General features: G+C 49.8%; 14 protein-coding genes. 12 read left to right on the top strand and 2 right to left on the bottom strand.

Annotation, left to right across the window (positions count from 1 at the left end; genetic code table 11):
• The first annotated feature begins 9 nt into the window (after positions 1–9).
• Together ACEN86_RS12085 and ACEN86_RS12080 are read left to right on the top strand one after the other, a co-directional pair.
• Positions 10–1,581 carry a response regulator transcription factor gene (locus tag ACEN86_RS12085; RefSeq protein WP_495630891.1) on the top strand — a complete coding sequence of 524 codons (1,572 nt, stop codon included), beginning with the start codon at positions 10–12 and terminating at the stop codon, positions 1,579–1,581.
• A 79-nt stretch (positions 1,582–1,660) separates the two neighbouring features.
• Complete coding sequence (locus ACEN86_RS12080; RefSeq protein WP_495630890.1) at positions 1,661–4,486, top strand: glycoside hydrolase family 3 protein; 2,826 nt, start codon at positions 1,661–1,663, stop codon at positions 4,484–4,486.
• Positions 4,487–4,544: 58 nt separating this feature from the next.
• On the opposite strand, the gene ACEN86_RS12075 is transcribed toward ACEN86_RS12080, so the two are convergent.
• Both ACEN86_RS12075 and ACEN86_RS12070 read right to left on the bottom strand, forming a co-directional pair.
• On the bottom strand, positions 4,545–5,480 hold the full coding sequence (locus tag ACEN86_RS12075) for an S-layer homology domain-containing protein (protein WP_495630889.1): 936 nt from the start codon (positions 5,478–5,480) through the stop codon (positions 4,545–4,547).
• A gap of 84 nt (positions 5,481–5,564) precedes the next feature.
• Complete coding sequence (locus tag ACEN86_RS12070; protein ID WP_495630888.1) at positions 5,565–6,458, bottom strand: helix-turn-helix transcriptional regulator; 894 nt, start codon at positions 6,456–6,458, stop codon at positions 5,565–5,567.
• A 134-nt stretch (positions 6,459–6,592) separates the two neighbouring features.
• Here ACEN86_RS12070 and yicI point away from each other — a divergent pair, with 134 nt between their 5' ends.
• The 10 genes from yicI (at position 6,593) to ACEN86_RS12020 (ending at position 21,897) form a co-directional block, all read left to right on the top strand.
• A complete protein-coding gene (gene yicI, locus ACEN86_RS12065) occupies positions 6,593–8,917 on the top strand; it encodes an alpha-xylosidase (protein ID WP_495630887.1) in 2,325 nt (774 codons plus the stop codon).
• A 90-nt stretch (positions 8,918–9,007) separates the two neighbouring features.
• Positions 9,008–10,786 carry a cache domain-containing sensor histidine kinase gene (locus ACEN86_RS12060; RefSeq protein WP_495630886.1) on the top strand — a complete coding sequence of 593 codons (1,779 nt, stop codon included), beginning with the start codon at positions 9,008–9,010 and terminating at the stop codon, positions 10,784–10,786.
• A 109-nt stretch (positions 10,787–10,895) separates the two neighbouring features.
• Positions 10,896–11,885 (top strand): ABC transporter permease, encoded by a 990-nt coding sequence (locus ACEN86_RS12055; protein WP_495630885.1) that lies wholly within the window; start codon positions 10,896–10,898, stop codon positions 11,883–11,885.
• Between the two features lie 15 nt (positions 11,886–11,900).
• Complete coding sequence (locus ACEN86_RS12050) at positions 11,901–12,800, top strand: carbohydrate ABC transporter permease (RefSeq protein ID WP_495630884.1); 900 nt, start codon at positions 11,901–11,903, stop codon at positions 12,798–12,800.
• An 87-nt stretch (positions 12,801–12,887) separates the two neighbouring features.
• On the top strand, positions 12,888–14,600 hold the full coding sequence (locus ACEN86_RS12045) for an ABC transporter substrate-binding protein (RefSeq protein WP_495630883.1): 1,713 nt from the start codon (positions 12,888–12,890) through the stop codon (positions 14,598–14,600).
• Positions 14,601–14,659: 59 nt separating this feature from the next.
• Positions 14,660–17,038: a glycoside hydrolase family 95 protein gene (locus ACEN86_RS12040; protein WP_495630882.1), complete on the top strand. Its 2,379-nt coding sequence runs from the start codon at positions 14,660–14,662 to the stop codon at positions 17,036–17,038.
• Between the two features lie 15 nt (positions 17,039–17,053).
• Positions 17,054–19,081 carry a beta-galactosidase gene (locus tag ACEN86_RS12035; protein ID WP_495630881.1) on the top strand — a complete coding sequence of 676 codons (2,028 nt, stop codon included), beginning with the start codon at positions 17,054–17,056 and terminating at the stop codon, positions 19,079–19,081.
• A 228-nt stretch (positions 19,082–19,309) separates the two neighbouring features.
• Positions 19,310–20,071, top strand: a complete 762-nt coding sequence (locus ACEN86_RS12030) for a prolipoprotein diacylglyceryl transferase (RefSeq protein WP_495630880.1) — start codon at positions 19,310–19,312, stop codon at positions 20,069–20,071.
• 36 nt (positions 20,072–20,107) lie between these two features.
• Positions 20,108–21,523 (top strand): radical SAM protein, encoded by a 1,416-nt coding sequence (locus ACEN86_RS12025; protein ID WP_495630879.1) that lies wholly within the window; start codon positions 20,108–20,110, stop codon positions 21,521–21,523.
• Complete coding sequence (locus tag ACEN86_RS12020; RefSeq protein ID WP_495630878.1) at positions 21,520–21,897, top strand: hypothetical protein; 378 nt, start codon at positions 21,520–21,522, stop codon at positions 21,895–21,897. The genes ACEN86_RS12025 and ACEN86_RS12020 overlap by 4 nt, the downstream gene beginning before the upstream one ends.
• Positions 21,898–22,056 lie beyond the last annotated feature (159 nt).

Below are 22,056 nucleotides of genomic sequence, written 5' to 3'. Positions count from 1 at the left end.
GGTTGAATTATGATTAAAGTGATGATTGTAGACGACGAGCCTAAAGTAAGAGAAGGTCTTACGAAGCTGATTCCTTGGGATTCCTTGAACTTTACGGTGGTAGGTACAGCTGCCAATGGGTTCGAAGCTCTTGAGAAATATAACGAGCTGCAGCCAAACCTGGTGGTGGCGGATATCCGTATGCCGGGTATGGACGGAATTCAGCTCATTGAGAAATTAAGGGAACAAGACGCGAAGCTGCATATTCTGATTCTTAGCGGATATGCAGATTTCGATTATGCGAAGAAAGCGATCGCGAGCAGAGCGGATGGGTATCTGCTCAAGCCGGTTGATGAAGATGAGTTAATGGGCTACCTTGAGAGGATCAGCAAGAAATGGAAGGAAGAGAATGAACGGCAGAAATGGACGGATACTGTGCTGGACTCGAGCCGGGAGCGTATGGTGAAATCTCTGCTAACCGGAACCAGTGAGGAAGCGGCAGCCTTAGAGAACAATGCTGTGTCGCTTGGTCTAGGCTCGAAGGAGTACCAGATCCTCTTGGTGGATCTGTATATGTGTGAAGGGGAGAATCACTCGGCGGTTGGGGAGGCGGCCAAGCGGCTGCAGGAATATGTTGACCAAATGAAGCTTGGAGTGAGCTTTGAGCTGTACGCACAGAGGGGCGTACTGCTGAGTAAGCCGTTCGTCGGATTGCAGATGCGTCAGCAGCTCAGCCGGGATCTCGAAGGAATCTTGAAGTGCTTGAATGTGAAGTTCTCCGCTTCACTCGGACAGGTCGTTAGAAGCATGACGGAGATTTCACTTTCTTATCATAAAGCCAAAGAGCTTCTCGAATGTGAATTTTTCTGTGCAGAAGAAGGGGTAATGTACCAGGATCCAAGTGCGGAACCAAGATTTGAATTGAATGTTCATGAATCTATGGATATCAGCTCGCTTGAAGAACAGATGTACTATGCGCTTGATCTGGGGAATCCGGCTCCAATTCCGGAGTTCATGAAGACGGCGGGGAACTATTTGGCGGCACAGGGGAGAACGGAACAAGAGATCAAGCGTTACTTCGCAGAGCTGATCACAGGTCTGATTAGTAAGTTATCCACGCGGAATCCTGAGCTGGACGGTATTCTTAGACTTTATACTGAGAGTATCGCTCATCTATACCAGAAGCGCAGCCTGTACCTGCTTACCCGGCATGCTGCCGAGATTCTTCAGAAGGTGACGAGCCATATTGACCGCTGTCAGAACCAGGATCTGAAGGTTATGCTGGATATGATTCACCGGAACTATGGAGATAATCTGAAGCTGGAGACCATGGCGGGTGTACTGAACTATAACAATGCTTACCTGGGGAAGCTGTTCAAGAATGCGACAGGAGAGTATTTCAACACTTATCTGGATAAGGTGAGAATCGAGCAGGCTAAGCGGATGCTGCAGGAGGGCATGAAAGTATATCAGGTGGCAGAGAAGGTTGGCTATACGAACGCCGATTATTTTCACAGCAAATTCAAGAGATATGTAGGAATCTCCCCATCGAACTATCGGAAGCAGGGGGATGAAGCGGGTAAGCATCAAATTTCTATATGAAATCAGAGCTAATTGTAAGGGTACTAAGCCGAAAAGCAGAACGGTATGATAGCTTCAAAAAGAGAGAGAAGGTATAACCATGATTTCTGCAAACGCTTACCCCTACATGAATCCGGATCTTCCGCTTGAAGAGCGTGTGGCTGATCTGGTATCCAGACTGACTCTGGACGAGAAGATTGAGCAGATGTGTCAATATCAAGCCGAGATTCCCCGGCTGAACATACAGGCTTACAAGCACGGAACCGAAGGTGCGCATGGAGTGGCCTGGCTGGGTGAGGCAACCGTATTTCCGCAAAATACGGGGCTTGCATGTACGTGGAACCCTGAACTGATGCGTGAAATTGGCTCCGTCATTGGGGACGAAGCGAGAGTGTATTACCAAAAGGATCCGAAGATCAACGGGTTGACCATCTGGGCGCCCACGGTAGATATGGAACGCGATCCGCGCTGGGGCCGTACGGAGGAAGCATACGGGGAAGATCCTTATCTCACTGGCCGACTTACAACCGAGCTGGTGAAGGGGATGCAGGGTGAGGATCCTTTTTATTACAAGACGGTGGCCACGCTAAAACACTTCTATGCCAACAATAACGAAGTGGATCGCGGAAGCGCCTCGGTCAGTATTGATCCCCGCAATAAGCGGGAGTATTACCTGAAAGCGTTCGAGCCTGCATTTAAAGAGGGCGGAGCTGCCTCCATGATGACGGCTTACAACGGGATCAATGGGGTTCCCTGCAATGTGAATCCCGAGATCAATGACATTGTCAAAGGCGAATGGGGCATGAAGGGATTTGTGGTCGGTGATGCCGGTGACGTGCTGGGTACCGTAAATGATCATCATTATGTTCAGTCCTATGCCGAGGCCGTAGCCAGATCTGTGAAGAATGGAATTGACAGCATAACGGATGATCAGGATATCTCGTTCCGGGCACTGCGGGATGCGCTTGAGCAAGGTTATTTAACGGAGGCTGATCTGGATCATGCGCTTCAGAATACGTTCCGTGTCCGCTTTCGTCTAGGTGAGTTCGACCCGGCTGAGCGAAGTCCCTATGCGCATGTGGACGAATCCAAGCTATGTGCCGAGGAGCATGCCAAGCTGTCCAAGACAGCGGCGCTTGAAGGGATAGTCCTGCTTAAGAACACAGGCATTCTTCCTATGCGCAAGGAGATTGGAAGTGTGGCTGTCATCGGCCCGATGGCTAATGAGGTTCTCACGGACTGGTACAGTGGAACACCCAAGTACCGGATCACCCCGCTGGAGGGTATTCTCTCCCAATTAAGCGAGGGAAGGATCCGATATTGTGATGGTAACGACCGGATCCGAATTCGCTCCTTGGAGACGGGGAAATACGTCGTAGCTGGAGATGAAGAGCAGGGTCACGCTCTGAAAGCTGAAGAACAGAGTCCGGAGAAAGCCACTGTCTTCAGCAGAACGGATTGGGGCTGGGGAAGTGAGACGATCCGGGAAGCTGCAAAGGGTAGATTTGTGACGGAGACCGAGGAGGGCAGTCTGTCGGCTTCCGCTGAAGAGGCCAAGGGATGGTTCGTTAAGGAAGTGTTCCAGATTAAGGCTCAGGAAGATGGATCAAGCGGGATTGCGAACTGGAAGGGAATACCGGTGAGTATTGGCGAAGACCATGAACTCCGAGTAAATGGATCTGCCGAGACAGCAGAGAGCCGATTCGCGATTGAAGTCGTAAGTGAGGGAATTGCAGAAGCGGTCGAAGCCGCACGGGCATCGGAAGCCGCTATTGTGTTCGCAGGCAACATTCCTTTCATTAACGGAAAAGAAGAGGTAGACCGGAAGGACATTACGCTCCCTCCGGCCCAGCAGCAGCTCATTCAAGCGGTGATGGAGGCTAATCCCAATACCATTGTGGTATTGGTAGGGAGCTATCCTTTTGCCGTCAATTGGGAGCAGGAGCATGTTCCCGCCATACTCTACACCTCCCATGCCGGTCCTGAGCTGGGCTCTGCCGCAGCTGAAGTTCTATTCGGGGACTACAATCCAGCTGGCCGTCTGGCTATGACCTGGTACCGCTCGCAGGATCAGCTCCCGGATATTATGGATTACGATATTATCAAGGGAAAGCGGACATATCAGTATTTCGAAGGCGAAGTCCTGTATCCGTTTGGTCATGGGCTTTCTTATACGGATTTTGAATACAGTGAGCTTCAGCTTAGCAAATCCGAGATTTCGAAGGAAGATGAGCTTGTCGCCAGGATCACCATTACCAATACCGGAAGCCTCGCAGGGGAAGAAGTCGCACAGGTATATGTGCGTGCGGATCAGTCCCGGGTACAGAGACCACTCAAGACATTAAGCGGATTCAAAAGGTTGTCTATCCGTCCCGGAGAATCGGAGACGGTAGAGTTCAAAATCTCTTATGAAGATTTATCCTATTGGGATGTAACCCGGGAGTGTTATACAGTAGACCCGGGCGCGTATACGATCATGGCTGGCAGTTCATCTAACGATATTCGAGCTGTTGCTGTGGTCACCGCGCAGGGTGAAGCCGTGCCGCCAAGATCGCTGATCAGCCCGGTTAAGGCAGAGAATTATGATGATTATGAAGGTGTATTTCTGGATGAATGCATCGAAGGCGGCAGCAGTGTCCATACCCGCGCGAATAGCGGCTGGATAGCATTCGCGAATGTCGACTTCGGTGATCAGGACTGCGGTGTTCTCAAAGTGAGAGTCGCATGCAAGGATCCGGGCGCCGAGATCGAAGTCCGGCTTGACGAGGAAGCTGGCCGGCTTGCTGGCCGCAGTCCTGTTCCACTAACGGGAGGCAGCCAGGCATGGACCACTCTAGAAATTCCGCTCGAAGGCATCCAAGGGCAGCACAGCGTATACTTGCTGCTCAAAGGATCCGTCTGGATCAGCAGATTTCATCTCGAATAAATAATAGACAAGCGGCTTCCCCTGGTATAAGGGGAAGCCGCTTGTCTATTGGCCATTTTTATTTGATAGTGCTGCCTGAATCAGTAGTTGTCTCTGTGCCTGAAGTGTACTCGGCAACTGCCAGTTTGATCTTATACCCCGCCGGGATATAGGCGGTATCCCGCACCTCGGTAATAACCTGGGCGTACATGCCGGTAGGTCTAGGCTTGATCACCTCAGTATAGATCATGGCGACATGATTGACCTCATCGTACTGAATCGACGAGATACGGAGTCCATAACCAGGATGCGGAGCCTGTGCACGGACCACCACCTCTGTAACCTGATCATCAACGGCCTGGGTGCTCATGGCATATTCCTGTAGCGGGCGTCCGTCCATCTGATCTTGGATATTCTTCATCGCTTCCACACTTTCGTTAAGCCAGCCTGCCGCTACGCTGCGGGTAATCGGCGACTTGGGATTGAAATTCAGCTTAGGATCAAGAAGGGAAATCCCCAGGTTCAGCAGGCTCTGAATGCTTCTCGCATAGGCCGGAGTGATGCTGCTCTCATCCGTAATTGTAATATCGCGGTTCACGATGGAACCATTCTGTTGTAATTGAATCGCTTGGGACAGAAAGTATGCATATTGTTCGCGGGTCATGATCGTATCTGCGGTGATGTTCTTCGGGATGTCCAGACCATGAATCTGGGCAATGACGAACGCCTCAGAATACCAGGCCGAATTGCTGATCTTGGTGAAATAATCAGAGGCTACGGGCATCTTGATAAATCGGTAAGTATCCAGATTAAGATCCAGCCCCTTGACGATGGAGTAAATACCCGATGCGAAATCCAGCTTCTGCTGGGGGTCCAGGTTGCTTCCCGGAATTTGGATGACGTTAATTTTGTTAGCTGTTAGGTCAGGAGTCGTATCCTGAAGTGCGCTGACAGGCAGAGCTGCACTCAGCAGCAATACCGTGCTGAGCAGCAGCATACTATATTTCTTTTTCATGATCATCATAGCCCCTTTTTGGAGTAATATTCCTGTTGCCTTCCTAGACGAGCATGCTGGGAAGAATGTTGCAATTCCAGCAGATTATATCTCGGCTGAACCTTTGCGGAAGGCTGACGGGGAGCACTTCATCATCTTGCGGAATACGCGGATGAAATAGCTGATGTTATCAAAACCGACCTCGAGAGCAATGTCCGAAATTTTGCGGTCTCCCACCCTAAGCATCTCTGCCGCCTGCCTGATTCGGTAACTGTTCACGTAATCCATGGGGGTCTGTCTGGTCATCGATTTGAAAAATCGGCAGAATTGCCCCTCGCTCATAGGTATTAATTCAGCCAGCTCACTCAGCCTTATAGGCCGGTCATAATTCTGCTGAATATAGAGAATGACCTTCTTGAGCCGCTCAATTCTGGCCGCTCCTCCTGAAGCGTTCATGCTGCGGTTGCATACAAGCCCGCTCGCTGCCAGCTCGTAGAGCATGATCAGCAGCCTGCCTTTGACCGCGGCTTCATAGCCTGGAAGCTCGCAGCGGCAGGCCTCCATGATGGCCGAAATATGGGCCAATAAGCAGATCTCTTCGGGTGTGTCAGGCCTGATTAAGCGGGGGAAGGTCGCTTTTCGCTCCTGAAAAGGAAGTACCGTCCGGTCTTGAATGGCATCATATTGTGCGCTTGCGAGAAGCTGAGCACCAAAGACGAGTGCAAAAAACTTGCACCCTTCGGTTCCCAGTGCATGCCCGGCGTGAATATCACCGCCATCAATAAATACAGCCTCTCCCGCACGAACAGGGAAGTGCTCTTCATCCAATTGGAACAGCACCTCACCCTCAAGAACGATGAAAATCTCGGATTCATCATGCCAGTGGCAATCCAGTACATGCTCGTTAGGTCCGAAATCCATCCAGTAAGCCCCGAAAGGCTGCAGGTGCTCCCCGTGTATACGGCTTTCTTTAAGCGAGCTTTTGAGACTTGGGTCCATATGATCACCTCATCAAAATAGTGCTATATAAACATTCTATAATGTAAGTTTTATAAGTTTGGTATCAGTATAATGCGAGTATAACGCTTACATTCTAATTTGTAAAAGTAAATAGAAAAGGTCGTGTGACGAAGATGAAGTTTACGGATGGTAACTGGTTAATCAAAGAAGGCTTCTCGCTATTGAGTGCAGTCCAGGCGCATGACTTTGAGATTACGGATAATAGTGTGACCGCCTATGTATCCACTACCCCTATCGCTGATCGCGGAGGGATGATTAACACGATTCTATTAACCGTGAAGTTCCATTCCCCCGCTCCCGGTGTAATTGGAGTCAAGTTAATTCACTGGGACGGAGAACGTGATCTGGGTCCGAATTTCGAGCTTAACAAGGATAGCGATCAGCATGTCCGAATTACGGAGAATGAGCAGAAAGTCGTGATGCACAGCGGAGATCTTAGCGTCCATATTGCCAAAGGCGGCAATTGGTCCTTCGATTTCTACCGGGGTACGGAGCGACTCACGGGGAGCGGGTTCAAGTCTGCTGCCCACGTGGACGACACCCAGGGAAATGCCTACATGCGGGAAGAACTCGATCTGAGTGTCGGGGAATGGGTGTACGGACTTGGAGAGCGCTTTACGGCCTTCCAAAGGAACGGGCAGATTGTCGATGTCTGGAATCAGGACGGGGGAACGAGCTCCGAGCAAGCTTACAAAAATATTCCGTTCTACTTGACCAACAGGGGCTACGGTGTGTTCGTTAACCATCCTGGACTCGTCTCATATGAAGTCGCGTCCGAGAAAGTGAAGAAGGTTCAGTTCAGTGTCACAGGCCAGACGATGGAATATTTCATCTTGGATGGTCCGTCGCCCAAGGATGTGCTGAACAAATATACCAATCTCACCGGGAAGCCTGCGCTTCCGCCTGCATGGACCTTTGGTCTATGGCTGTCCACCTCTTTTACAACAAATTATGACGAGGAGACCGTGAACTCTTTCGTCGACGGGATGGCCGAGCGTGATCTTCCCTTGCACGTGTTCCACTTCGACTGCTTCTGGATGAAGGAGTTCCACTGGTCGGACTTCAAATGGGATGAGCGGGTATTCCCGGATCCTGAGGGGATGCTCACCAGACTCAAGGCCAAAGGACTCAAAATCTGTGTCTGGATCAATCCCTACATTGGTCAGCGTTCCCGCTTGTTCGAGGAGGGCAAAAGACTTGGGTATCTCGTGAAGCGTCCTAACGGAGACGTATGGCAGTGGAACCTCTGGCAGCCGGGGATGGCGCTGGTAGACTTCACGAATCCGGATGCCTGCGATTGGTATGCTGGATATCTGCGGCAGCTAGTGGACATGGGCGTCGACAGCTTCAAGACCGACTTCGGCGAGCGAATTCCCGTTGATGTGGTGTACCATGATGGCTCAGATCCCGAGAAGATGCACAACTACTATACATTCCTATATAACAAAGTTGTCTTTGAAGTACTTCAAGAGAAGCTGGGCAAAAAGGAAGCTGCCGTGTTCGCGCGTTCGGCTACAGCAGGAAGTCAGCAGTTCCCGGTTCACTGGGGCGGCGACTGCTATGCAGATTATGAGTCCATGGCGGAAAGTCTGCGCGGCGGATTATCCTTGGGGCTGTCAGGCTTTGGATTCTGGAGCCATGATATTGGTGGATTCGAGAACACAGCGCCGGCCCATGTGTTCAAGCGCTGGCTGGCATTCGGACTTCTGTCCAGCCACAGCCGTCTGCATGGCAGCAGCTCCTACCGGGTGCCTTGGGCTTATGACGAAGAAGCTGTTGAAGTTACACGCTTCTTCACCAAGCTGAAATGCAGCCTGATGCCTTATCTGTATAATTCCGCTGTACAAGCAGCAGAACAAGGGGTGCCTATGATGCGGGCAATGCTTCTGGAGTTCCCGGATGATCCGGCCTGCGAACTGCTGGATCGGCAGTATATGCTTGGCGACTCCATTCTTGCAGCCCCTGTATTTAGTGAAGCGGGTGATGTGAAATACTACCTGCCTGAAGGAAGATGGACTCATCTGCTCACAGGCGAAGCTGTAGACGGCGGGAAGTGGAGAAAGGAAACTCATGACTTCTTGAGTCTACCTCTCTTCGTGCGTCCGAACTCTATTCTATCCTTCGGAGCTGAGAATACGAAGGTAGACTATGATCTGGCAAATGAAGTGAAGCTGGTCATCTACGAGCTTGAAGAAGGTGCAGAAGCACGTACTGTTGTACGCAATACGGCAGGTGAGGCCGAGCTTCTGGTCACGGCTACCAGAGAAGCTGACGTGATAGAAATACGAGCTTCCGGCGCGGGCAAGGCCTTCCGGCTCAGCGTGAATGGAAGAGACAGCCTAAGTCTACTGGATGACGCGGCAGCAGGATCAGCAAGCCCTGAAATCCGGGTTGACGGCTGGAAAGACGAGATTCATATTCGCATTAAATTACAATAGAGGCAAAAAGTCCCCTTTTACCAAAGTGAAAGGGGACTTCGCTTATCTGCTATAATCGGGAGGAAGACTTGATGTGAAAGAGGGATAACCATGCTGCACCGTATCGCCCGATTATCCAATAATCTCAAAATGAAGAATAAGCTGATCCTTTCCTTTGTTCTAATCGTAATGGCTCCTGTACTTATTATCGGCGGAGCTGTCACGTTCTATTTCAGGCAGCAGGCTTTGGATAATGCAATTAATCAAGCCACCAATAACGTCGAGAAGATCAAGTCGCAGACCCTCACGATGCTGAGGGTGCCCACGGATGTGTCGAATCTCCTTCTGTTTGACGAGAATTTGAAGCAGCTCATTAATACTAGATACACCAGTGCACTCGAGTTAACCAAGAGTTATCTGTCTTATACCAAATTCAGTGATTATGTCCGGCAGTACAAGGAAGTGTCAGCCATCCGGTTCTATATGGATAATCCGACTCTGATCAATAACTCGGAGTATATTCCTCTGAATGACCAGATTAAGCAGGCAGATTGGTATCAAAAGGCCATGAGCAGCAAAATTATTGGCTGGTTCTATATCCCGGACGAGGAGGAGTCACCGATCCACAGGCTTAGCCTGGTCCGGAAGGTATCGTACCCTGAGTATCATTCAAGCGGAGTGCTGATGGTCGAGCTGAATCAGGACGGACTGAACGGAATGCTGAAGCAGGAACAGTTCGACACCTTTATCGTGGATGAGCAGGGCTTCGTCATTGCAGCGAACAATCCGGCAAAGGTAGGACAAACCCTGCAGCAGATGAAGCTGGGACTGAAGCCGGAGACCGTGAATAAAGGCACTTATAATCAGGTGATCAAAGGAAGTCCTTCCTATGTAATTACAGACAGCCTGGTGCCCGATTCCAGCATGAATGGCCTTCGGATTATATCCATATTCACAACAGAAAGCATCGTAAAAGATGCGAATCGTGTCAGCTTGATGGGATTCTTGTTCATGCTGCTCGTGCTGGTGATCGCATTGCTCTTTGTCTATATTGTCTCGGTTCTAACAACTGGACGACTGCTCCAATTAAGCCGTCAATTGAACCAGGTGGCGCTTGGGAAGTTCGATGTGGTATCCAGAATCGACGGCAATGATGAGATTGGCCAGCTATCCCGCCAGTTCAATTACATGGTAAGCAGCATTCAGCAATTAATGGACCAGGTCGTGGAGAAGACCGAATACAATAATGCGCTTGAGATTGCCCAGAAGGAAATTATGCTGAAAATGATGGCCAGCCAGATCAATCCCCATTTCCTGTTCAATGCGCTGGAATCCATACGGATGAATGCACTGCTGAAGGGCGAGAAGGAGATTGCCCATATTGTCAGACTGCTTGGCAAGTTGATGCGGAAGAACCTCGAAGCAGGACGGGAGAAGACGACACTTCATGAAGAGGTCGAGATGATCCGCTCGTACCTTGAGATTCAGAAATTCCGCTATGAGGAGCGGCTGAACTTCACGATTACAATCGATCCAGAGGCCGAGTCTATTCTTATTCCTCCGCTTATCATTCAGCCCCTGGTCGAGAACGCCGTCGTACATGGGATGGAGAATAAAGCTGATGGCGTCGAGGTTAGTGTAACCATTCAAGCCAGGTATGACCGGCTTTACATTGCTGTCGAGGACAATGGAACAGGCATTACGGAAGAACGCATGGAGGAGATCATCCAGTATATCACCGGAACGGAGGACTCGGAGAACCGCAGTATTGGACTGCGAAATGTTCATCAGCGGCTCACGATGGTATTCGGGCACAAAGCCGGGCTTCAAATATCCAGTTCGTATGGAGAGTGGACCCGAATTTCCTTCGTTATTCCCACTCACGAGTAAGCGGGGGATAGAATCTCTAATTTTCACATGGTTTTCGGTCAAATCTGTCGGGTATTTACGGATAAGTTCCTGCTATACAATGTGAATATAGCAGAGGAGGGAACCAGATATGAAAACGCTAACAGTGGATGACCGCCTCCAACATGAAAGCGTAACCCCTAAATCACCTAAGAGAAAAAAGGTTAGGAAGGGGGATTTCTGGAAGAGTGTTGGGCAGCAGAAGTACTTATATTTTATGTCCATTCCGTTCGTCATTTGGTTATTTGTATTCAGCTATGTACCCTTATGGGGATGGACAATGGCTTTCCAGAATTACAAACCAGCTAAGTCATTCTCCAACCAGAAGTGGGTAGGCTTCAAGAATTTCGTTGAGCTGTTCCAGGATGAACGATTCTACCTGGTGCTCCGGAATACGCTGGCCATGAGTCTCATGGGGATTATCGTGGGCTTCATCGTACCGATTGTCTTCGCCATACTCCTGAATGAGCTCAGATCCATGAAGTTCAAGCGCACCATTCAGACGGTGTCTTATCTGCCGCATTTCGTGTCCTGGGTAGTTGTTGCCGGGATCATCACGAAGCTGCTGTCGATTGATGGAGGGATTGTGAACGAGATCCTGTTATCCCTTCATATTATTGATCAACCCATTCAATTCATGGCCAAAGGGAATTGGTTCTGGGGAATTGTAACCGCTTCCGATGTGTGGAAAGAAACCGGTTGGAACGCCATCATCTACCTTGCAGCGATCACCGGGATTGACAAGGAACAATACGAGGCAGCGCGTGTAGACGGGGCAAGCCGGTTCCGTCAAATATGGAACATCACTTTGCCTGGTATCAGACCTACAATTATGGTCCTGCTCATCCTCTCGATCGGTCATCTCACCAGTATCGGCTTCGAGAAGCAGATGCTGCTCGGCAACAGCCTGGTCACCGATTATTCCGAGGTCCTTGACCTGTACGCCCTGAAATACGGTATACAAATTAACCGATTCTCCTATGGTACAGCTATCGGGATGTTCAACTCCATTGTAAGTATCATACTCTTGTTCACGGCCAACGGACTGTTCAAGAAATTTGCGAAAGAAAGCATCATGTAGAGGGGAGGCAGACACATGGCAGGCAGCGCATTTAATTCTACGCGTTCTGAGAAGATATTCGATTGGTTCAACTACACATTCTTGACTCTGGTGCTGATTGTGACCCTGTATCCTTTCCTTAACGTGCTGGCGATTTCGCTAAATGACTCAACGGATACGGTACGCGGTGGAATATATTTATGGCCCCGTGCATTCACATGGGACAATTATCAGACGATCTTTAATTACACTGGACTGATTCAAGGCCTGAAGATCTCGATACTTCGAACCCTTGTCGGAACAGTGCTCGGTCTTATCGCAGCCTCGATGCTGGCATTTACGCTCAGCCGGGTAGATTTCAGAGGCAGAAGGTTCATCTCTACCTTTGTCGCATTGACCATGTATTTCTCTGGAGGCATTGTACCCACTTACATTCTGATGCGAGACCTTCACTTAATCGGTACATTCTGGGTGTATGTTTTACCCGGCCTGGTAAGCGGTTTCAATGTATTCATCATCCGTTCCTTCATTGACGGACTGCCGTTCGCCCTGCAGGAGTCGGCCAAGCTGGATGGTGCCAATGACTTCACGATCTACTACAGAGTCATTCTCCCGCTTTGCAAGCCCGTGCTGGCCACGATCTCCTTATTCCTTGCGGTGGGTCAATGGAACTCCTGGTTCGATACTTACCTATATAATGGCACCAAGCAGCAGTGGACTACACTTCAATATGAATTAATGAAGGTGCTGCAAAGTACACAGCAGGGCGGCAATATGACGAATGCCAACGATCTAGCCACCCAGCTCGCACACGTCTCACCGGATTCCATCAAGATGGCTATTACGATCGTGGTCACCATTCCAATCCTCGTGGTATATCCGTTCCTGCAAAGATACTTTGTCGGCGGGATGACCCTGGGTGCTGTTAAATCCTAATTCATGATTCAGATCCTTAACCTTGGTGAACTCAGGCTCAGCCTGATCACATAAAGAATTGACTCAAGCCTACAGAGGGGGATAAAGATGAAGAATTTCAGAACGACGAAGCTCTTAACTCTTGTTCTGGCCGGTACTTTAGCACTGGCTGGATGTTCAAGCTCCAAAGACGCAGGTTCTTCAGGGGCAGCTGATGGTGGGAATGCGGCCGATACTAATTCAACAGCTCCCGTAACGTTCACCTTCTTCGGTGCAGATGCAAGCCCGAACTGGAATAACATGAAGGATGATGTAGGCCAGGAAATTATCAAGAAGACTGGAGTTACCATCAATGCTGAATATGATGTAGGCAGCGGCGGTGGGGATCAGAAGATTTCTCTGATGGCAGCCAGTGGCGAATATCCGGACTTGATTTATGCAAAAGGAAGTCTTAGCACGCTGATTGACGCCGGTGCACTCATTGATATGACTGATCTAATCGATAAATACGCTCCTAACCTCAAAAAATTGTACAGCAGCAATATGAACCGTCTCAAATACAGCAATGAAGATCCCAAAATATACTCTATTCCTACCAACGCCGGTGTAGATAACATGGTATTTGATGCAACCGGGGGATTTGAGATCCAGCATCGCGTGCTGAAGGAACTGGGCTATCCTAAAGTGAAAACTGTACAGGACTACGAAAATGTCCTGAAGCAATATGTGGCCAAGCATCCTACTACCAATGGACAGCCTACAATTCCGCTGACGCTAAATGCGGATGACTGGAAAATTATGATCACGGTGACCAACCCGGCTTTCCAAGCCACCGGTGCACCGGATGACGGCGAGTATTACATTGATCCTGCAACCTATGAAGCGAAGCTTCACTACAAGAGACCTGAGGAGAAAGAATACTTCCGCTGGCTGAACCACATGTACAATGAAGGTCTTCTGGACAAAGACACCTTCGTACAAAAAGACGATCAGTACAAAGCCAAGATTTCAAGCGGCCGTGTACTCGGTCTGATCGATCAGGAGTGGGACTATCAGGATGCGGAGAATGCGCTGAAATCCGCTAACAAGAATGAGTATACTTATGCTCACTTCCCAGTAACCATGTCCGAGGATGTCAAAGACAAATCGATGCAATCTGTAGGCTTTGACGGTTATGGCATTTCCATTACTACTTCTTGTAAAGATCCGGTTCGTGCCATCAAATTCCTTGACTGGCTTGCTTCTGACGAAGGTCAAGTGTTGAGAAACTGGGGAATTGAAGGCAAGCACTACAAAGTTGAGAATGGCAAGCGTGTAATCCCTGCAGATATTCAAAACCGCAAAGTGAATGATGCTTCGACTTTCTCTAAAGAGACAGGTATTGGTCTCTACACAGCATTAAGTGGTCGTTATGGTGACGGTGTGAAGGATTCAACAGGCAATTACTATACTACGAATTTCCCTGAACAAATCGTAGCCAGCTATTCCGATGCAGAGAAAGAGTCCCTCAAAGGGTACAACGCAACAACATGGAAGGACTTGTTCCCTAGTGAGAAAGACTTCCCAGTTAAGGATTGGGGCGCAGCATACAATATGACTGTTCCAACAGATGGTGAATATCAGGTGATCTGGAAGAAGACCCAAGACATTGTGCGTAAAAGTATTCCAGAAGCCGTGCTGAGCAAACCAGCTGACTTTGACAAAGTGTATGATAATTTCCTGGCTAACCTAGATAAAGCCGGAGCTCCAAAAATGGAAGCTGAGTACACTTCACTTGTAAAAGCAAGAGTATCCTTGTGGACTGGTAAAGAGATTAAATAATTACTTCTGTAAGCCCGGGCAGTTGTCCGGGCTTTACTTCATAGGAGGGAAGGGTGCTCATGAAGCAGGACAAGATGGAAATTCGCGACCGGCTGTGGTACCGCCAGCCTGCTGAGGTCTGGGAAGAAGCTCTTCCGATCGGGAACGGAAGGCTTGGTGCGATGATATATGGCAGCACTCCGGTGGAGAGGATCTCACTCAATGAGGACACCTTATGGTCGGGTTACCCAAGAGACACGAACAACTATGACGCCCTTCGTCACCTGGAGAAGGTGAGAGCCCTTGTCTTGAAGGGCAGTTATGAAGAGGCTGAGAAGCTGATTGAGCAGAGTATGCTGGGGCGGCGGACAGAGTCTTATCAGCCGCTGGGAGACCTGTGGGTCTCTCATAATCACGACGGTGATGCCGTTACTGAATACGAGCGCTCACTGGATCTGGATACCGGTATAGCCTCTGTCCAGTATAAATACAGAGGAGCCAGATTCAACCATGAAGTATTTGCCAGCGTACCGGATCAGGTATTGGTCATGAGGCTGGAAGGCGAAGACGAACTGGATATCACCGCATGGTTATCCTCCCCGCTTCGGCATGAATCTGTACATGACCACGGGCAGCTTGTGCTGACCGGATATGCTCCTGTACATATTGCGGATAACTATTTGGGGGATCACCCTCAATCGGTGCTGTACGAAGAGGGCAGGGGCATTTCTTTTGCCGCACATGCTGCTGTACAGATCTACGGCGGACAAATCGACGTAGTCGGTGAGGGGCGGATGCGAATTACCGGGACGCGCTCTGTTACGCTGCTGCTTGGAGCTGCAACGAATTTCGAGCATTATGAACAAGTTCCCGGCAGTGTGAACCCGGCTCTCAAAGTTAGGTCAGTGCTGGAAGCAGCGGCCCGCCAAGAATATTCCGCTCTGCGGGCAGCTCATATTCAAGATCACCGCGGGATGTACAGCCGGGTGCAGCTGAGGCTTGGAGCACAGGCACAGGGTGAACCTGCCGCCGGCCATGCAGAGCTTCCTACAGACGAGCGTCTTCGGAAGTACAGCGAGGGTGCAGAGGATCCGGGTCTTGAAGTCTTGTATTTCCAGTATGGCCGTTACCTGTTAATGGCCTCTTCCAGACCCGGAACTCAGGCTGCGCATCTACAGGGAATATGGAATCCGCATATCCAGCCGCCATGGAACTGCGGGTATACGACGAATATTAATACGCAGATGAATTATTGGCCCGCAGAGGTATGCGGACTCCGTGAGTGCCATGAGCCGCTGACAGATCTGATCCGGGATCTGAGCATGACGGGGAAGAGAACAGCCCGTATTCATTACGGGGCAGATGGATGGGTCGCTCATCATAATGTGGATATCTGGCGAACGGCAGGTCCCTCGGACGGGAAGGCCAGCTGGGCCATGTGGCCGCTTGGCGGAGTCTGGCTGTGCCGTCATCTCTGGGAACAGTACCTGTATCAGCCAGATAACCTAGCGTTTCTGAAGGATACTGCGTATCCGTTAATGAAAAGCGCTGCCCAGTTCTGTATGGATTGGCTGATAGAGGACACACAGGGAAGGCTGATCACGAGTCCATCGACTTCACCGGAGAATCAATTCATTACCCCGGCTGGAAATGTGTGCAGCGTCTCCGCAGGCTCAACGATGGATATTTCCCTGATCGGGGAACTGTTCCATCACTGCATACAGGCTGCCCATATTCTTAAGGAGGATGAAGCCTGGATTAGCTCGGTACAGCAGGCTAAAGGCAGGCTAAGACCGCTTCAAATTGGAGAGGACGGCAGATTGATGGAATGGTCTGAGCCATTCCCGGAAGCAGAGCCGGGACACCGGCATGTCTCCCATTTGTATGGACTCTATCCAGGCAATGAAATTCATCCCCGCCATACACCGGAGCTTGCAGAGGCGGCTCGTAAATCTCTGCAAGCTCGGCTTGAGCAAGGAGGGGGCCATACCGGCTGGAGCTGTGCCTGGATCATTAATCTATACGCCCGCCTATATGATGGGGATCGTGCCCATGAGTTCATCAGGACATTATTAAGCCGCTCGACCTACCCGAATCTGTTCGATGCGCATCCTCCATTCCAGATCGACGGGAACTTTGGAGGAACCGCCGGAATTGCTGAAATGCTGCTGCAGAGCCACGCGGACAGTATAGAACTGCTGCCTGCCCTGCCAAGGGCTTGGCGGGATGGGAGCGTGAAGGGACTCCGGGCCAGAGGCGGATTCACTGTGGGTATGGAGTGGGCTGACGGGCTGCTGCTTCATGCCACCGTTCGTTCCCGTGCAGGCGGTGTCTGCCGGGTCCGGTATACGAATCATTACCTTGATGTTATTGGTCAACCGGACATTCAGGGGGGGCAAGAAGTGACTTTCAGCGCGGAGCCTGGTGTGGAATATACGATTCAAGCCAAGAAATCTTGAGAGGATGATGATGGAATGATTAATTCTAAACTGCCAAAAATTTGGTACGGCGGTGACTATAACCCGGAGCAGTGGGAACCCGCGACCTGGAGCGAGGATGAACGGATGTTCAAGCTGGCCGGAATTGACGTAGCCACTCTTAACGTTTTCTCATGGGCACTTAATCAGCCCAGTGAAGAGACGTATGATTTTACCTGGCTGGATGAACAGATGGATCGACTCTCCCGAACGGGCGTATATGTATGTCTGGCCACGAGTACAGGAGCGCACCCCGCCTGGATGGCGAAGAGACATCCGGATGTGCTGCGTGTAGACAAACAGGGTAACAAGAGAGCGTTTGGTGGAAGACATAACTCCTGTCCGAACAGTCCGACCTACCGGAAATATTCGGCGCTGATTGCTGAGAAGCTCGCGGAAAGATACAAGGACCATCCTGCGCTAGTCATCTGGCATGTATCCAATGAGTATGGGGGCTATTGCTATTGCGATAACTGTGCTTCGGCCTTCCGGACCTGGCTTCAGGAGCGTTATGGAAGTCTGGAAGCTCTGAATAAAGCGTGGAATACCCGCTTCTGGGGTCACACGTTCTATGATTGGGACGAGATCGTACCTCCAAATGAACAAAGTGAAGAGTGGGGGCATAACCGCACGAACTTCCAGGGCATTTCGCTGGATTACCGGCGCTTTATGTCATATAGTCTGCTGGAATGCTACAAGCTGGAATATGAAGCGATCAAGAAGCACACTCCTGACAATCCCGTGACTACGAATCTGATGGGGCTTTATCCGGAGCTTGATTATTTTGAATGGGCTAAATATATGGATGTGGTATCCTGGGACAATTACCCTTCGCTGGACACCCCGGTCAGCTTGACCGCAATGACCCACGATCTGATGAGAGGCCTGAAGCAGGGTCAGCCATTCATGCTCATGGAGCAGACGCCAAGTCAGCAGAACTGGCAGGCTTATAACTCCTTGAAGCACCCCGGGGTTATGCGTCTATGGAGCTATCAAGCCGTTGCCAGAGGAGCGGATACCGTCATGTTCTTCCAGCTGCGGCGCTCCATCGGTGCCTGCGAGAAATATCACGGTGCTGTGATTGAGCACGTAGGACACGAACATACACGAGTGTTCCGGGAATGTGCCCAGCTTGGCGGGGAGCTCCAGGGTCTGTCCGATCAGCTGCTAGACTCGCGCAGTCAGGCCAAGGTAGCAATTCTGTACGACTGGGAGAATAGATGGGCGATTGAGCTGTCCAGCGGTCCGACCATTGCGCTGGATTATGTGAAGGAAGTTCATAAGTATTATCACGCTCTCTTCGATCTGAATATTCAGACGGATATGATCGGGATCGCGGAAGATCTCTCGAAGTATGATATCGTGATCGCTCCGGTTCTGTATATGATTAAGCCGGGATTTGCATCTAAAGTGGAGCGCTTCGTTGAGGGCGGCGGCACCTTTGTAACGACCTTTTTCAGCGGGATCGTGAACGAGACGGACCTGGTTACGACAGGAGGATATCCGGGCGAGCTTCGCAAAGTCATGGGCATCTGGGCTGAAGAGATCGATGCCTTGTACCCGGGTCATCATAACCGTGTAGTGATGAAGAAAGACTGGGATAGTCTAAGCGGCAGCTATACCTGCGATCTGCTCTGCGACCTCATTCATCCGGAAGGCGCTGAAGTTCTGGCTGAATATGGAGAAGATTTCTATAAAGGAATGCCCGTGTTGACCCGCAACAAATGGGGTCAAGGGCATGCCTACTACGTTGCCAGCAGTCCGGATGACACCTTCATGAAAGGATTCATGAAGAACCTTTGCGACGAGAAGGGGATTGCACCGCTGCTTCATACGCCAGAGGGCGTAGAGACTGCCTCGCGGGTGAAGGGGTCTTCAAGTTATTTGTTCGTGCTTAACCATAATGCTGATGAGGCTGAGATCGAAGTCGGCGAGCATGCTCTGCATGAGCTGCTGACAGGTACGCAGGTTCAGGGAAAGGCCGTAGTTCCAGGCCGGGGTGTAATGATTTTTGAACAGAAGTAGTAATAATTAGCGGAATTATAATCTATATAACGCAGTCCATGATCTGCAATAAAGCTTGGCCTATAATACACCACTACCTCGTTCTCCTGACAGGACGAGGTAGTGGTGTATTATGATACTCATTTTAAAAGTATCTACCACGCGGAATCATTGATATGATAGAATGAAGACTTGAATATCCTAAATTAACCAATTATTCGGATTGAACTAAAGGGGTAGAGAGGTAACGTGCATTTTCCAGTCTACATACATATTGGCAGCTTGATTATTCATCCGCATGTGCTATTCGAATCATTAGCTTATTTCCTAGGCTTCCGCATCTATCTATGGACCCGGCGCAAGACAGAGGTCCCCTCGAAAAATATGTTCTGGGTTATTGTCGGAGCTGCAGTGGGTGCAGCGCTGGGGTCCAAGCTGCTGTGCTGGTTCGAGAATCCGTCGATTCTATTATCCCCCTGGGATCATGGGAAGGAACTGCTGGGCGGCAAAACAATTGTTGGCGGTCTGCTGGGCGGACTTATTGGCGTAGAGCTGGCCAAGAAGCTGGTTGGCATCACCCGATCCACCGGGGATGATTTCGCCTTTCCATTATTAATCGCCATTGCGATTGGCCGCATGGGTTGCTTTCTGACAGGGCTGGATGATCATACACATGGCATTCCGACCGATTGGATTACGGGCTTTGACTATGGGGACGGTATCTTAAGACATCCAACACAGCTATACGAAATTACCTTCCTGTCGTTATACGTCTTGATCTTATATGTCATTAAAAAAGTGAGACTTGCTCACAACCACCCTCTTCCAGACGGGGCAGTCTATCAGTGGTCCATGCTCGGATATCTGTTCTTCAGATTCTGGGTTGATTTCATCAAGCCCACCCCACATCTATATCTGGGGCTTAACAATATTCAAGTCGCCTGTCTGCTTGGCTTGATCTATTTCGCATTTATCTATAAGCCGCAAAAGCCGCATCAGCGTGCACTCTAGTCTATTTTCATAAGATAAGGGGAGTTTCTAGTCCATATGACAACCAAAAACAGACCGTATTTGTTCTATGAATTAACAAATAGTATATGCTCCAAGTGCATGAAGAAGGTTGAAGCCAAAGTTATTATTGAGAATGACTGCGTGTACCTGTCTAAATACTGCTTCGAGCATGGACGGGAGAAAGTATTGATCTCCACCGACGTAGAATATTACAAGCGCTGCCGTGAATTCATTAAGCCTTCGGAGATGCCGCTGCACTGGAACACGCCGATCAAGTATGGATGTCCTTACGACTGCGGTCTCTGCCCGGATCACGAACAGCACAGTTGTCTGACGATAGTCGAGATTATTGATCAGTGTAACTTGAAATGTCCGATCTGTTATGCCGACTCCTCGCCGGAGAAGAAATTATGGCGCTCACTGGAAGAAGTAGAGCGAATGCTCGATGCCGTTGTACGTAACGAGGGAGAGCCTGACATCGTCCAGATCAGCGGAGGAGAGCCGACTATCCATCCGCAATTCTTCGATATACTGAGGCTGGCCAAAGCGAGACCAATTCAGCATTTAATGATTAATACGAACGGAATCCGGATTGCCCAGGACCGTGAATTCGTGAAGCAGCTGGCTGAGTTCACCCCGGGGCTGGAGATCTATCTGCAATTTGATAGCTTTGAGAAATCTACCTTGCAGGAGCTGCGGGGTGCAGACCTTAGGCAGATTCGGAGCAAAGCCATTGAGCACTTGAATGAATTCAACATCTCGACAACCCTGGTTGTCACCTTGAAGAAAGGTCTTAACGATCACGAGATTGGCGAGATTATCCAGTATGGACTCAAGCAGCGTGCGGTCAGAGGGGTAACTTTCCAGCCGATTCAAGCCGCGGGGAGGTTGGAAGAGTTCGATCCAGCCACTGACCGGCTTACCTTAAGTGAAGTCAGGCAGCAGATCATTGACCAGTCCAACCTGTTCCAAGCCGAGGATATGATCCCGGTTCCTTGTCACCCGGACTGCCTGGCAATGGGATATGCGCTTAAGCTGGATGATCAGGTCATTCCATTAACCCGCATGATGGACCCGGAAATTCTGCTGGAAGGTGGACGCAACACGATTGTGTTCGAACAGGATGAGAATATCAAGAACCGGATATTCGACCTGTTCTCCACAAGTCACTCACCTGAATCCTCTGCTCTCTCATTAAAGAGTCTTCTGTGCTGTCTTCCTCTGGTCCAGGTGCCTGAGACGATTAGTTATGATAATGTTTTTCGGGTAATCATTATGCAGTTTCTTGACCCTTATCATTTCGATGTTCGTTCAGTCAAGAAATCCTGCGTGCACATCGTTCATCCGGATGGAAGAATCATTCCTTTCGATACCTACAATATGTTCTACCGCGGGGATCTGGAGGACCGGCTGAACGACATAAAGTCAGAACTGGAAGGAGCCAGGCCATGAATGATGACCTAGACAGGAACAGATTAACAGAGGATTCGTCGCATGATTCCCGGCATGATTCGGAGTCCGTTCAGCCAGATGAACAGAACCATGCGAACCGTAATGAACTTCACTACCTTTACGAGAAGCAGCAGCATGGTAAAGAAGTCTTTAAGGGTGTTCTGCTGTTAGCTCTCCTGCATGTAATTTGGGTGGTGTTTCCACTTGCATTTTTCGGGATTGGTGTGGCTCAGCTGGTCTATCTGATTCCCGCCATAATCCTTGCGCTTGTCAAGAAAAGGACTGGAATTGCCCAAGGGCTTATCCTCGGAGGAGTAATTACCTTCCTGCTGAATGCCGCCTGTTTTGGCCTTCTGTCCATATCCGCGTTCTAATAGTTTTTACAACTAAAAAAGATGGGTCCCGATGCTTCATCGGGGCCCTTTTTAGGATATATATACTTGTTACGTAATATCAAGAATTTCAATTGAGAATATCGTATACTTAAGTTATCAACCAAGTTAAGTATGATCTAAGTATAAGGAGGCCTATGT

The sequence above is a fragment of the Paenibacillus sp. Paensp111 genome (assembly GCF_059492195.1).
This window is presented reverse-complemented; position numbering and strand designations above follow the sequence as displayed.